The sequence below is a fragment of the Streptomyces sp. NBC_01426 genome, from assembly GCF_036231985.1.
Lineage (GTDB): Bacteria > Actinomycetota > Actinomycetes > Streptomycetales > Streptomycetaceae > Streptomyces.
Genome location: NZ_CP109500.1, coordinates 5,751,061 through 5,764,016 on the forward strand (window position 1 = coordinate 5,751,061; position 12,956 = coordinate 5,764,016).

The following is a 12,956-nucleotide window of genomic DNA, read 5'->3' on the forward strand; positions in this document are numbered from 1 at the left end:
AGTGCGTCGCCTGGTTGGCCACTGGTGTTCACCTGGGCTCGGGCCGATCGGCCCAACACGAGGCGACCCCCGCGCAGGGCGACACAAGAGCAACGTCTAGAGTGGCGTGGTACGCGCAAGCCTTTACCGGACTTTCACGCCTGAAGAGTGCGAGTCGGAGCTTGCTGGATTCTCTCTCAGGGGTGTGCGTGACGGCCGTCGAATCCCGTCCAGCGGCGGTGCTCGGGACGAGCCCCGGTCACCGGCCGTTCGGGGCCAGGGCCATGGCATTCGTGGCTTTGACCAAGCCTCGGATCATCGAACTTCTGCTGATCACCACAGTGCCGGTGATGTTCCTGGCCGAGGGGGGCGTCCCCTCCCTCTGGCTGGTGCTCGCGACCTGCTTCGGCGGTTACCTCTCGGCCGGTGGCGCGAACGCGCTGAACATGTACATCGACCGCGACATCGACGCGTTGATGGACCGTACGGCGCAGCGGCCGTTGGTGACCGGCATGGTGAGCCCGCGTGAGTGCCTGGCCTTCGGCCTCGGCCTCGCGGTGGTCTCCACCCTCTTCTTCGGGCTCCTCGTCAACTGGCTGTCCGCGGCCCTGTCGCTCGGCGCGCTCCTCTTCTACGTCGTGGTCTACACGATGCTGTTGAAGCGGCGCACCGCGCAGAACATCGTCTGGGGCGGCATCGCCGGTTGCATGCCGGTGCTCATCGGCTGGTCCGCGGTGAAGAACGAGGTCTCCTGGGCCGCGATCATCCTGTTCCTCGTCATCTTCTTCTGGACGCCGCCGCACTACTGGCCGCTGTCCATGAAGGTCAAGGACGACTACGCGCGGGCCGGCGTGCCGATGCTGCCGGTCGTGGCGGGCAACAAGGTCGTGGCGCGCCAGATCGTCCTCTACAGCTGGGTGATGGTGGCGGTCTCGCTGCTGCTGACCCCGCTCGGCTACACCGGCTGGTTCTACACGACGGTGGCGCTGGTGGCCGGCGGTTGGTGGCTGTGGGAGGCGCACGCGCTGAACGCGCGGGCCAAGTCGGGCGTGACGGGCGCGAAGCTGAAGGAGATGCGACTGTTCCACTGGTCGATCACCTATGTGTCGCTGCTCTTCGTCGCCGTCGCCGTGGATCCCTTCCTCAAGTGATTACTCGTCGGTAGCATGCGAGTCATGGCAGACACCGCAGACACCCCGGTCACCCCGGCCACGCCGGACAAGAAGCAGGACCGCACCGCCGCGAAGCTGGCCCGGCAGATCGGCGCGTTCGCCAAGCAGCACGGCGGCGCCGAGGGTCAGCTGGCCCACATCGGCCAGGCCGGCACCCGGATCGTCCTCGTGGGCACCGACGGGGGCTGGGGCGACCTGGTGGCCCCGACCTACGGCGTGGCCGAGCTGGCCGCCGAGAAGGCCGGGCTGACCCTGCACGAGGAGTTCGACGGCGAGTTCGCCGCGCGCGTGCGGACCGGGCCCTACGAGTGGACCCGGATGGCCGGCATCCAGATGGGCGGACCCGCCAATCCCGGATTCTGAGGGCTCGGTCAACAGCCCGAGCAACACCTCACACCCCGCTCACCCGTTAGGACGTGTGGAAGCGCCTTCCTCACGTCCGCAACGGGATGACCGGATGATCGAAACGCCGCCCCTGGTGGACCAGTACTGCCAGGGAGTGCTCCGCACGGAGCTGGGCCTCGGCACCTTCGAGGCCCAGCTGATCAGCTCTGCCGGCCCGCCCGCCGCAGGCACCACCTTCTTCGACACCCAGACCGGCTTCGCCGTGCGCCGCTGGTGTCCGCCGCTGCTGGGGCTTGAGCCCCACTGCACGCCCGCCCGCTACCTGGCCCGCCGGCGCGAGCTCGGGGTCGTCGAGGCCGGCAAACGTCTCCTGCGCGGCTCCCGGGTCGCCGCCTACCTGGTCGACACGGGGGTTCCCGGGGACGTCACCGGGCCCAAGGAACTGTCCCTCGCCGGCGACGCCGAGGCCTTCGAGATCGTACGGCTCGAACTGCTGGCCGAGCAGGTCGCCGACACCTCCGGGACCGTCACCGCCTTCCTCTCCCACCTCGTCGAGGCCCTCCAGCACGCCGCCGCCGGGGCCGCGGCCTTCAGCTGCGGGGATGCCGCCGGATACCCCGCCGTGCTGGCCTTCGCCCCCGAGCCGCCCGGTCCCGGTGAGGTGCACGGGGCGGCCGGGCGGTGGCTGGCCCGTCGGGCCAAGGGCGAGGCGGTACGGGACCCGGTGCTCCTGCGGCACCTGCTGTGGAGCGCGGTGGCGTCCGGGCTGCCGATCCAGCTGCACACGGGCGCGGGGGAGCCGGCGGAGTACCCGGGGCGGGCCGATCCGGCCCTGCTGACCGACTTCGTACGGGCCACCGCGGGCCTCGGGACCCGATTGGTCCTGCTCGGCGGCTATCCGTACCACCGCCACTCGGCGCGCCTGGCGTCCGCCTTCCCCCACGTGTACGCCGACCTGGGCGCGGTCCTCTCGCAGACCGGTGCGCGGGCGGCGACGGTACTGGCCGAACTGCTGGAGACCGCCCCCTTCGGGAAGCTGATGTTCTCCAGCGGCGGTCGCAGGCTGCCCGAGCTGCACGCCGTCGGCGCCCTGGTCTTCCGGCAGGCGCTCCAGGACGTGCTCGGTGGCTGGGTCGCCGACGGGTCCTGGTCCCGGCAGGACGCGGACCGGGTCGCGGCCATGATCGCGGCGGGGAACGCCCGGCGCGTCTACCGGCTGGACGAACGCGCCTGAGCGGCCCGGCCCGCGACGGCCCGGGCCGTCGACGGACCCGGGCCCGGGCCGAGCGGAGCTCGGGCGGACCGGGCGGGCTCAGACGGCGGCGAGCAGCGGGTCGCCCTGGGCCGGGATCCCGGCCTGGTCCGCGGGCCGCTCGCGCAGGCTCAGCGCGACGCGGAGCACCGCGATCCACACCAGGCAGGAGCCCAGCATGTGGGCGGCGACCAGGGCCTCGGGCACCTGGGTGAAGAACTGCACGTAGCCGATGGCGCCCTGGGCGAGCAGCACGATCAGCAGGTCGCGGGCGCGCGCCCGAGTGTCGACGGGGGCGTCGACCACGCGCAGCACCAGCCACATCGCGACGGCGAGCGCGCACACCACCCAGGCGGCGATGGCGTGCACGTGGGCGGTGGCCGCCCAGTCGAACGGCATCCGCTTGATCTCGCTGCTGTCACCCGCGTGCGGACCGGACCCGGTGACCACCGTGCCGGCGGCGATCAGGACCAGGGTGGTGGCGACCAGCGTCCAGGAGAGCCTGCGCACCGGGGCGGGCACCCGCGGCCGGGCCGGGGAGTCGCCCTCGGCGGCGCGCTGCCAGGTGATCGTCGTCACCGTGATCAGCGAGGTGGCGAGCAGGAAGTGCCCGGCCACGCTGTACGGGTTGAGCCCCGTCAGGACGGTGATGCCGCCGAGCACGGCGTTGCCCATCACGATGGCGAACTGGAGCCAGCCCAACCGGGACAGGGAACGGCGCCACGGCTTCGTCGAACGGGCGGCGACGATGGCCCAGCCGACGGCGGCGCAGAGCACGTACGTCAGCATGCGGTTGCCGAACTCGATCGCCCCGTGGAAGCCCTGTTCCCGGGTCACGATGAGGCTTTCGTCGGTGCACTTGGGCCAGGTGTCGCAGCCGAGACCGGATCCGGTCAGCCGCACCGCGCCGCCGGTGACGACGATGACCACGCTCATGACGAGCGCGGCGAGCGCGGCCCGCCGGACGGTCCGGGGTGACGGGGTCCAGCGGCCGGCGATGAAGGAGAGAGGGGTCAACACGGCCCCTATCGTATGCCGCCCCTTGTGCAAACTTTCACGAGGGGGTGCCGGCCGCCGAGTCGGGTCCTATGACCAGGCGGAACCGCGCTCCGGCCGGGTCTCCCTCCTCGTGCCACCACAGCCGGATCCGCCACAGGCCGCCGTCGCCCGGGTAGTCCGGCGAGTCCATGAAGCCGCGCACCAGCTCCGCCGCCACGTCCTCCGCGGTGCGGTCGCGCACCTCCGTCGAGCCGTGCCACGGACGCTCCTGTACGGTCCACAGCCCGTCCGCGCCCCGGACCTCCACCCGCCACACCGCGAGCCAGGGCGTGACCTCCAGCATCGTGCCCACCTGCTCGGTGCCCAGGCCCAGCCGGGCCGCGATGTCGGGCGCGGCGACGCCCTGGATCCGCGCCGCCACCACCGCCTGGGGCAGCAGCCGTTCGGGCAGCAGGCCGCCCGCGCGCAGGCTCACCAGCGAGTCGAAGGACAGGAAGCGCAGGCGCAGTTCCAGTTGCCGACCGATGTGGTCCAGCGCCTCCTCGGCCTCCTGGGCCTCCTCGGCGCCGGGCGCGGCCAGCAGCAGCCGGCGAAACCCCGCCTCCGCGTCGACGGCCCAGGCCACCGCGTCCTCGGCGAACCCCAGTTCCGCGAGCCGGTCGCCGAGGAACACCTTGGCCTGCGCCAGGCCGCGACGGTTGACCGGATCGTGCTGGTCGAGGGACGCCCACACCTCGACGGCGGCACGGGTCAGGTCCCGGGCGCGCTCGCCGGCCGCGCGTTCCATCGGGGTCGGGCCGCTCTCGGCCACCGTGCCCAGCGGGTGTCGGGGGAGCCGCGCGTCGTCGCTGAGGGGCCAGGACAGCCAGACGCCCTGGTTGATCAGCCCCCGGGCGTACCAGCGGGCGTACTCGGGAGCGTGGCCCGCGGCCTGCTGCGCGTGCCGCAGGGCCTCCTCGATCGCCGAGAGCGCCCCCGCCCGGTCCCCGGCGGCGAACCGACGGGCCGCGAGGTCGCCCAGCCGCAGCCCCAGCCGGGCCGCGCACTCGGCGTCCGTACGGGCGGGCTCGCGGAGCGCGCCGATCAGCTCGGCCAGCAGCCGGTCGCTCTCCCCGGGCTCCGCGTGCGCGGCTCCCGAGCGGACCCTCGCCCACTGCTCGTCCAGCCGCAGAACGGCCTCCCGCTGTGTCATGCCCGCCCCCCGGCGTCCTCGTCGTGCGTCACTGATGCGTGGAGGTGGTCATCCTCCTGTCATGCCAACGCGCGAGGGAGGGGATTCACTCCCAGCGGAAGAACCTCGCGGCGGCGCCCAGCCCCAGCACCGCCCAGCCGAACAGGATCGCGGCGTCGCCCCAGGGCATCGAGGCCCCGTGTTGGAGCACCTCGCGCAGCCCGTCGGACAGGGCCGAGATCGGCAGCAGTTCGAGTACGGAGCGCACGGCGTCGGGGAACCTGTCCAGCGGCACGATCACCCCGCCGCCGACCAGCAGCAGCAGGAAGACGAGGTTGGCGGCGGCCAGGGTCATCTCCGCCTTGAGCGTGCCCGCCATCAGCAGGCCCAGCCCCGAGAAGGCCGCGGTGCCGAGCAGGATCAGCGCGGCGACCGACAGCGGGTTCCCGTGCGGGGACCAGCCCAGCGCGAGCGCGATCACCGTCAGCAGGGCGACCTGGAGCACCTCGGTGACCAGGACGGACAGGGTCTTGGCCGCCATCAGGGCCCGGCGCGGCAGCGGGGAGGCCCCGAGCCGCTTGAGGACCCCGTAGCGGCGGTCGAAACCGGTGGCGATGGCCTGGCCGGTGAAGGCGGTGGACATCACCGCGAGGGCGAGGATGCCGGGCGCGAGGAAGTCCACGGCCTTGCCCTCGCCCGTGTCCACGACGTCGACGGCGGAGAAGAGCACGAGCAGCAGCGCCGGAATGATCACGGTGAGCAGCAGTTGCTCCCCGTTGCGCAGCAGCATCCGGGTCTCCAGCGCGGTCTGCGCCCGGATCATGCGGGACAGGGGAGCGGCCCCCGGGTGGGGGGTGAACGTACCGGCGCTCATGCGCGCAGCTCCTTGCCCGTGAGTTCGAGGAAGACGTCTTCCAGCGTGTGCCGCTCGACCGAGAGGCTGTCCGGCATCACCCCGTGCTGCGCGCACCAGGACGCGACGGTGGCCAGCAGCTGCGGGTGCACGTCGCCGGTGACCCGGTAGACCCCGGCGCTGAGCTCGGCGGCCTCGGTGCCGTCGGGCAGCGCCTTCAGCAGGGAGGCCAGGTCGAGGGAGGGGCGGCCGGTGAAGCGCAGGGTGTTCTCGGCGCCGCCCCGGCAGAGCTGCTCGGGGCTGCCGTGGGCGATGACCTTGCCCGCGTCGACGATGGCGACCTCGTCCGCGAGCTGCTCGGCCTCGTCCATGTGGTGGGTGGTCAGGACGACGGTGACCCCGTCGGCGCGCAGTTCCCGTACGAGCTCCCAGGTCGCGCGGCGGGCCTGCGGGTCGAGACCGGCCGTGGGCTCGTCGAGGAAGACCAGCTCGGGCCGGCCCACGACGGCCATGGCGAGCGACAGGCGCTGTTGCTGGCCGCCGGAGAGCCGGCGGTAGGCGGTGCGGCCGCACCCGCCGAGTCCGAGGCGTTCCACGAGGGTGTCCACGTCGAGCGGGTCCGCGTACAGCCTGGCCATGTGGCGGAGCATCTCGACGGCGCGGGCGCCGGAGTAGACCCCGCCGGACTGGAGCATGACGCCGATCCGCGGGCGCAGGGCCTCGGCCTGGGCGATCGGGTCGAGACCGAGGACGCGGACGGTGCCCGCGTCGGGGCGTCGGTAGCCCTCGCAGGTCTCCACCGTGGTGGTCTTGCCCGCGCCGTTGGGACCCAGTACCGCGGTGACCGACGCCGTGCGGACGGTGAGGTCCAGTCCGTCCACGGCCGGTCGGTGGGGGTGGGGGCGGTACCGCTTCACCAGTCCGCGGATCTCCACGGCGGGGTCGTTGCTCATGCGGGTGAGTCTACGGAGGGCCGAGAGGGGTCCTCGGTGCCGGGGGCGGCGAGGGCACGGGCATGGCCGTCCATGATTTTTCGGCGCTCGGAGGCGCGGTCGAAATCATCGTTCCGCGGCCGGCCGAGGGGATTTTCCGGCTCCCGGATTCGAACACCGCGTCGCGATCACGGCTCTTTTCGGCCCGATGGCCCTGGATGGCCCAGTCGGTTTCCGTGAACTTTTCCGGATCCCGGCGTTTACCGTCCAGGGACGGACTTGTGCGGGGGATTGCTGGTGGGAGCCGTTGACCGGCGCCCCGGACGGGCCGCCCGAGAGCTCGGAATGCAGGCCTCCGAATAACTCTGCGTCGATAAATTAGGTGACCCTTAGTGATGGAGGCCACCCGGGGTGGCCTCGGTCACGGCTTGTCGATGCCCGGTTAATTACGCAACAATGGCGTTGTGAAATACGGCGAACGGATGATCGAGACCCCCCAGGGGGAACTCGTGACCGGGGAGCGGTCCACCCGCAACCGGGTCGCGCGCTCCATCCTGGACCACGGTCCGTCCACCGTCGCCGACCTCGCCAAGCGTCTCGGCCTCACCCAGGCCGCCGTCCGTCGTCACCTCGACGCACTCGTCGCCGACGACGTGATCGCACCCCGCGAGCAGCGTGTGTACGGCGCACGCACGCGGGGTCGGCCGGCCAAGGTGTTCGCGCTCACCGACTGCGGCCGCGACGCGTTCGACCAGTCCTACGACTCGCTCGCCGTCGAGGCCCTGCGCTGGATCGCGCAGTCCGCCGGCGGGGGCGAGCAGGGCGAGGCGGCCGTCGCCGCGTTCGCCCGCGCACGACTGGCCGCGCAGGCGGAGACCTACCGGGAATCCGTCGAGGCGGCCGCCCCCGCGGAACGGACCGAGGCCCTGGCCAAGGCGTTGACCGCGGACGGGTACGCTGCCACGGCGAAGAGCGCTCCCGGTCCGCACAGCGGTGAACAGCTCTGCCAGCACCACTGCCCGGTCGCCCACGTGGCCGAGCAGTTCCCGCAGCTCTGCGAGGCGGAGACCGAGGTCTTCTCCCGCCTGCTCGGGACCCATGTGCAGCGACTCGCCACGATCGCCCACGGCGACGGGGTGTGCACGACGTTCATTCCGCGCAGCGCAGGCGCCGGCACCAAGGGCGCCGCACAGACCGACACATCAGTATCTGCAAGTACGGCCGGGAGGAACCCCGCATGACCACGGAGACTGCTCACCCTGAGCTCGATGGCCTGGGCACCTACGAATACGGCTGGGCCGACTCCGACGCGGCGGGCGCCGTCGCCAAGCGGGGTCTGTCCGAGGATGTCGTCCGCGACATCTCGGCCAAGAAGTCCGAGCCGGAGTGGATGCTGAACCTCCGACTCAAGGGCCTGAAGCTGTTCGGCAAGAAGCCCATGCCGAACTGGGGCTCGGACCTCTCTGGCATCGACTTCGACAACATCAAGTACTTCGTGCGTTCGACCGAGAAGCAGGCCGCTTCCTGGGAGGACCTGCCCGAGGACATCAAGAACACGTACGACAAGCTCGGCATCCCGGAGGCGGAGAAGCAGCGCCTCGTCGCCGGTGTCGCGGCCCAGTACGAGTCCGAGGTCGTCTACCACCAGATCCGCGAGGACCTGGAGGAGCAGGGCGTCATCTTCCTCGACACGGACACCGCGCTGAAGGAGCACCCGGAGCTCTTCCAGGAGTACTTCGGCACGGTCATCCCGGTCGGCGACAACAAGTTCGCGTCGCTGAACACCGCCGTGTGGTCGGGCGGCTCGTTCATCTACGTGCCCAAGGGCGTCAAGGTCGACATCCCGCTCCAGGCCTACTTCCGCATCAACACGGAGAACATGGGCCAGTTCGAGCGGACGCTGATCATCGTCGACGAGGACGCCTACGTCCACTACGTCGAGGGCTGCACCGCCCCGATCTACTCCTCGGACTCGCTGCACAGCGCCGTGGTCGAGATCATCGTGAAGAAGGGCGGCCGCTGCCGCTACACGACGATCCAGAACTGGTCGAACAACGTCTACAACCTGGTCACCAAGCGCGCCGTGGCGTACGAGGGCGCGACCATGGAGTGGATCGACGGCAACATCGGTTCCAAGGTCACCATGAAGTACCCGGCGGTCTACCTGATGGGCGAGCACGCCAAGGGCGAGACCCTGTCCATCGCCTTCGCGGGCGAGGGCCAGCACCAGGACGCCGGCTCCAAGATGGTCCACATGGCGCCGAACACCTCCTCCAACATCGTCTCCAAGTCGGTGGCGCGAGGCGGCGGCCGCACCTCCTACCGCGGCCTGGTCGAGATCGGCGAGGGCGCGCACGGCTCCAAGTCCAACGTGCTGTGCGACGCGCTCCTGGTCGACACGATCTCCCGCTCGGACACGTACCCCTACGTGGACGTCCGCGAGGACGACGTCTCCATGGGTCACGAGGCCACCGTCTCCAAGGTCTCCGACGACCAGCTCTTCTACCTGATGAGCCGCGGACTGACCGAGTTCGAGGCCATGGCCATGATCGTGCGCGGCTTCGTCGAGCCCATCGCCCGTGAGCTGCCCATGGAGTACGCGCTGGAGCTGAACCGGCTGATCGAGCTGCAGATGGAGGGCTCGGTCGGCTAGTCCCGACCCGCCCGGACCATCCGCAGCACATTCATAGACGTAGGAAGAGAGCAAGACGACAGCCATGGCTGAGGCTCAGAACATTCCGGCGGGCTCGACCACCGCCGGCGCGATCGCGGTGGCCGCCGAGTCCACCGTCGCCACCCGGATGAGCGCGCCCCCGTCCTTCGACGTGGCGGACTTCCCGGTTCCCAACGGCCGCGAGGAGGAGTGGCGGTTCACCCCGCTCGCCCGCCTCCGGGGCCTGCACGACGGCACCGCGGTCGCCGACGGCACCCTGAAGGCCCAGATCGACGCGCCCGAGGTCGTCACGATCGAGTCGGTGGAGCGCGGCGACGCGCGCATCGGCAAGGCGGGCACCCCGGTGGACCGGATCGCCGCCCAGGCGTTCTCGTCCTTCGCCAAGGCCACGGTCGTCACCGTGCCCAAGGAGGCCGTCCTCACCGAGCCCGTGCGCGTCACGCTGCACGGCGAGGGGGGCACCACCTACGGCCACACGGTCTTCGACGTGAAGGCCTTCGCCGAGGCCGTCGTCGTCATCGACCACACCGGTGACGGCGTGCGCGCCGCCAACGTCGACTTCCTCGTCGGCGACGGCGCGAAGCTCACCGTCGTGTCGGTGCAGGACTGGGACGACACCGCCGTCCACGTCTCGCAGCACAACGCGCTGGTGGGCCGGGACGCGACCTTCAAGTCGATCGTCGTCACCTTCGGCGGCGACCTCGTCCGCCTGCACCCGCGCGTGACCTACGCCGGCCCCGGCGGCGAGGCCGAGCTCTTCGGCCTGTACTTCACGGACGCCGGCCAGCACCAGGAGCACCGCCTCCTGGTCGACCACAGCGCGCCGCACTGCAAGTCGAACGTGGTCTACAAGGGCGCCCTCCAGGGCCAGGACGCCCACGCGGTCTGGATCGGTGACGTGCTCATCGAGAAGACCGCCGAGGGCACCGACACCTACGAGATGAACCGCAACCTCGTCCTCACGGACGGCGCGCGGGTCGACTCGGTGCCGAACCTGGAGATCGAGACCGGCGAGATCGTCGGCGCCGGCCACGCCTCGGCGACCGGCCGCTTCGACGACGAGCAGCTCTTCTACCTCCAGGCCCGCGGCATTCCGGCCGACGAGGCCCGCCGGCTGGTCGTGCGCGGCTTCTTCGCCGAGCTGGTCCAGCAGATCGGTGTCGACGACATCGAGGAGCGCCTGCTCTCCAAGATCGAGACCGAGCTCCAGGGTTCCGTCTGATGAATTACGTCAAGGCCTGTGCGCTGAGCGAGCTGGAGGCGGACACCCCCAAGCGGGTGGAACTCGACGGCACGCCGGTGTCCATCGTCTCCACCGAGGGGGAGGTGTTCGCGATCAACGACATCTGCTCGCACGCGAACGTGTCCCTCTCGGAGGGCGAGGTCGAGGACTGCATGATCGAGTGCTGGCTGCACGGCTCGGCGTTCGACCTGCGAACCGGCAAGCCGTCCGGTCTGCCCGCGACGCGCCCCGTACCCGTATACCCCGTAAAGATCGAAGGGGACGACGTGCTCGTCTCCCTCACCCAGGAGTCCTGAGGTATCCATGGCAACGCTTGAAATCCACGACCTGCACGTCTCCGTCGAGGCCGAGAACGGCGCCCGCGAGATCCTCAAGGGCGTCGACCTCACCGTCAAGCAGGGTGAGACGCACGCCATCATGGGTCCGAACGGCTCCGGCAAGTCCACGCTGGCCTACTCGCTGGCCGGTCACCCGAAGTACACGATCACCGGTGGCACCGTCACCCTCGACGGCGAAGACGTCCTGGAGATGTCCGTCGACGAGCGCGCCCGCGCCGGCCTGTTCCTCGCCATGCAGTACCCGGTCGAGGTCCCCGGCGTCTCGGTGTCCAACTTCCTGCGCACCTCGGCCACCGCCATCCGCGGCGAGGCGCCCAAGCTGCGCACCTGGGTGAAGGAGGTCAAGTCCGCCATGGAGCAGCTCCAGATGGACACGGCCTTCGCCGAGCGCAACGTGAACGAGGGCTTCTCCGGCGGTGAGAAGAAGCGCCACGAGATCCTCCAGCTGGAGCTCCTCAAGCCGAAGATCGCGATCCTCGACGAGACCGACTCCGGCCTGGACGTCGACGCCCTGCGCGTCGTCTCCGAGGGCGTCAACCGGGTCCGTGAGGGCGGCGAGGTCGGCACCCTGCTGATCACCCACTACACGCGCATCCTGCGCTACATCAAGCCCGACTTCGTGCACGTGTTCGCGAACGGCCGGATCGCCGAGTCCGGCGGCGCCGAGCTGGCGGACCAGCTGGAGGCCGAGGGTTACGACAAGTACGTGAAGGGTGGCGCGACCGCGTGACACAGCTGCCTGGCCTCCTCGACATCGAGGCGATCCGCAAGGACTTCCCCCTTCTGGATCGTGTGGTCCACGACGGGAAGAAGATCGTTTACCTGGACAACGCGGCGACCTCGCAGAAGCCGCGCCAGGTGCTCGACGCGTTGAACGAGTACTACGAGCAGCACAACGCCAACGTCCACCGCGGCGTGCACGTGCTCGCCGAGGAGGCCACGGCGCTGTACGAGGGCGCCCGCGACAAGGTCGCCGCCTTCATCAACGCACCGAGCCGCGACGAGGTGATCTTCACCAAGAACGCCTCGGAGTCGCTCAACCTGGTCGCGAACATGCTCGGCTGGGCGGACGAGCCCTACCGGGTCGACCGCGAGACCGAGATCGCCATCACGGAGATGGAGCACCACTCCAACATCGTCCCGTGGCAGCTGCTCTCGCAGCGCACGGGCGCGAAGCTGAAGTGGTTCGGCCTCACCGACGACGGCCGGCTCGACCTGTCCAACATCGAAGAGGTCATCACGGAGAAGACGAAGATCGTCTCCTTCACGCTGGTCTCCAACATCATGGGCACGGTCAACCCGACCGAGGCGATCGTCCGGCGCGCGCAGGAGGTCGGCGCGCTGGTGCTGATCGACGCCTCGCAGGCCGCCCCGCACATGCCGCTGGACGTACAGGCGCTCGGCGCCGACTTCGTGGCCTTCACCGGCCACAAGATGTGCGGCCCGACCGGCATCGGCGTCCTGTGGGGCCGGCAGGAGCTCCTGGAGGACCTCCCGCCGTTCCTCGGTGGCGGCGAGATGATCGAGACCGTGTCGATGCACGCCTCGACCTACGCCCCCGCCCCGCACAAGTTCGAGGCGGGTACGCCCCCGATCGCCCAGGCCGTCGGCCTCGGCGCGGCCGTGGACTACCTGAGCGCGATCGGCATGGACAAGATCGCCGCGCACGAGCACGCGATCACGGAGTACGCCGTCAAGCGCCTCCTGGAGGTGCCCGACCTGCGGATCATCGGCCCCACCACGGCCGAGGACCGCGGCGCCGCCATCTCCTTCACGCTGGGTGACATCCACCCGCACGACGTCGGCCAGGTGCTGGACGAGCAGGGCATCGCGGTCCGCGTGGGACACCACTGCGCGCGCCCCGTCTGCCTGCGCTACGGAATTCCCGCGACCACGCGGGCGTCTTTCTACCTGTACTCCTCTCCGGCCGAGGTCGACGCATTGATCGACGGGCTGGAGCACGTACGGAACTTCTTCGGATAAGCGACGAAGGCGACG

13 protein-coding genes are annotated in these 12,956 nt (G+C 70.5%); 9 read left to right on the top strand and 4 right to left on the bottom strand.

Going from position 1 to position 12,956, the window contains the following annotated elements; genetic code table 11:
• Positions 1 to 188 precede the first annotated feature (188 nt).
• The 3 genes from OG906_RS25530 to OG906_RS25540 all read left to right on the top strand — a co-directional run bounded on the left by OG906_RS25530 (position 189) and on the right by OG906_RS25540 (position 2,730).
• Positions 189 to 1,130: a heme o synthase gene (locus OG906_RS25530; RefSeq protein WP_267796535.1), complete on the top strand. Its 942-nt coding sequence runs from the start codon at positions 189 to 191 to the stop codon at positions 1,128 to 1,130.
• A 24-nt stretch (positions 1,131 to 1,154) separates the two neighbouring features.
• Entirely contained in the window at positions 1,155 to 1,514 is a 360-nt protein-coding gene (locus OG906_RS25535; protein WP_267796537.1) for a hypothetical protein, read from the top strand.
• Between the two features lie 94 nt (positions 1,515 to 1,608).
• On the top strand, positions 1,609 to 2,730 hold the full coding sequence (locus OG906_RS25540) for an amidohydrolase family protein (protein WP_267796538.1): 1,122 nt from the start codon (positions 1,609 to 1,611) through the stop codon (positions 2,728 to 2,730).
• 78 nt (positions 2,731 to 2,808) lie between these two features.
• Here OG906_RS25540 and OG906_RS25545 read toward each other — a convergent pair whose 3' ends face one another.
• The 4 genes from OG906_RS25545 to OG906_RS25560 form a co-directional block, all read right to left on the bottom strand.
• The gene (locus OG906_RS25545; protein ID WP_329448131.1) at positions 2,809 to 3,777 is read right to left on the bottom strand and encodes a COX15/CtaA family protein; all 969 of its coding nucleotides are present in this window, start codon (positions 3,775 to 3,777) and stop codon (positions 2,809 to 2,811) included.
• 25 nt (positions 3,778 to 3,802) lie between these two features.
• Positions 3,803 to 4,939 (bottom strand): hypothetical protein, encoded by a 1,137-nt coding sequence (locus OG906_RS25550; protein WP_329446069.1) that lies wholly within the window; start codon positions 4,937 to 4,939, stop codon positions 3,803 to 3,805.
• Positions 4,940 to 5,024: 85 nt separating this feature from the next.
• Complete coding sequence (locus tag OG906_RS25555) at positions 5,025 to 5,792, bottom strand: ABC transporter permease (RefSeq protein WP_329446071.1); 768 nt, start codon at positions 5,790 to 5,792, stop codon at positions 5,025 to 5,027.
• On the bottom strand, positions 5,789 to 6,724 hold the full coding sequence (locus OG906_RS25560) for an ABC transporter ATP-binding protein (protein WP_329446073.1): 936 nt from the start codon (positions 6,722 to 6,724) through the stop codon (positions 5,789 to 5,791). Before OG906_RS25560 ends, OG906_RS25555 begins: the two co-directional genes overlap by 4 nt.
• 461 nt (positions 6,725 to 7,185) lie before the next feature.
• On the opposite strand from OG906_RS25560, the gene OG906_RS25565 reads away from it, so the two are divergent.
• The 6 genes from OG906_RS25565 to OG906_RS25590 all read left to right on the top strand — a co-directional run bounded on the left by OG906_RS25565 (position 7,186) and on the right by OG906_RS25590 (position 12,941).
• Positions 7,186 to 7,944 (top strand): helix-turn-helix transcriptional regulator, encoded by a 759-nt coding sequence (locus OG906_RS25565; RefSeq protein ID WP_329446075.1) that lies wholly within the window; start codon positions 7,186 to 7,188, stop codon positions 7,942 to 7,944.
• Positions 7,941 to 9,356, top strand: a complete 1,416-nt coding sequence (gene sufB / locus OG906_RS25570; protein WP_267796546.1) for a Fe-S cluster assembly protein SufB — start codon at positions 7,941 to 7,943, stop codon at positions 9,354 to 9,356. Before OG906_RS25565 ends, sufB begins: the two co-directional genes overlap by 4 nt.
• A 64-nt stretch (positions 9,357 to 9,420) precedes the next feature.
• Positions 9,421 to 10,599 (top strand): Fe-S cluster assembly protein SufD, encoded by a 1,179-nt coding sequence (gene sufD, locus OG906_RS25575; RefSeq protein ID WP_329446077.1) that lies wholly within the window; start codon positions 9,421 to 9,423, stop codon positions 10,597 to 10,599.
• Complete coding sequence (locus OG906_RS25580; protein ID WP_053681636.1) at positions 10,599 to 10,916, top strand: bifunctional 3-phenylpropionate/cinnamic acid dioxygenase ferredoxin subunit; 318 nt, start codon at positions 10,599 to 10,601, stop codon at positions 10,914 to 10,916. The genes sufD and OG906_RS25580 overlap by 1 nt, the downstream gene beginning before the upstream one ends.
• Positions 10,917 to 10,923: 7 nt before the next feature.
• Positions 10,924 to 11,688: a Fe-S cluster assembly ATPase SufC gene (sufC, locus tag OG906_RS25585; protein WP_267796548.1), complete on the top strand. Its 765-nt coding sequence runs from the start codon at positions 10,924 to 10,926 to the stop codon at positions 11,686 to 11,688.
• Positions 11,685 to 12,941, top strand: coding sequence for a cysteine desulfurase (locus tag OG906_RS25590; protein WP_053681641.1), 1,257 nt, complete (start codon positions 11,685 to 11,687; stop codon positions 12,939 to 12,941). The genes sufC and OG906_RS25590 overlap by 4 nt, the downstream gene beginning before the upstream one ends.
• The last annotated feature ends 15 nt before the right edge of the window (positions 12,942 to 12,956 follow it).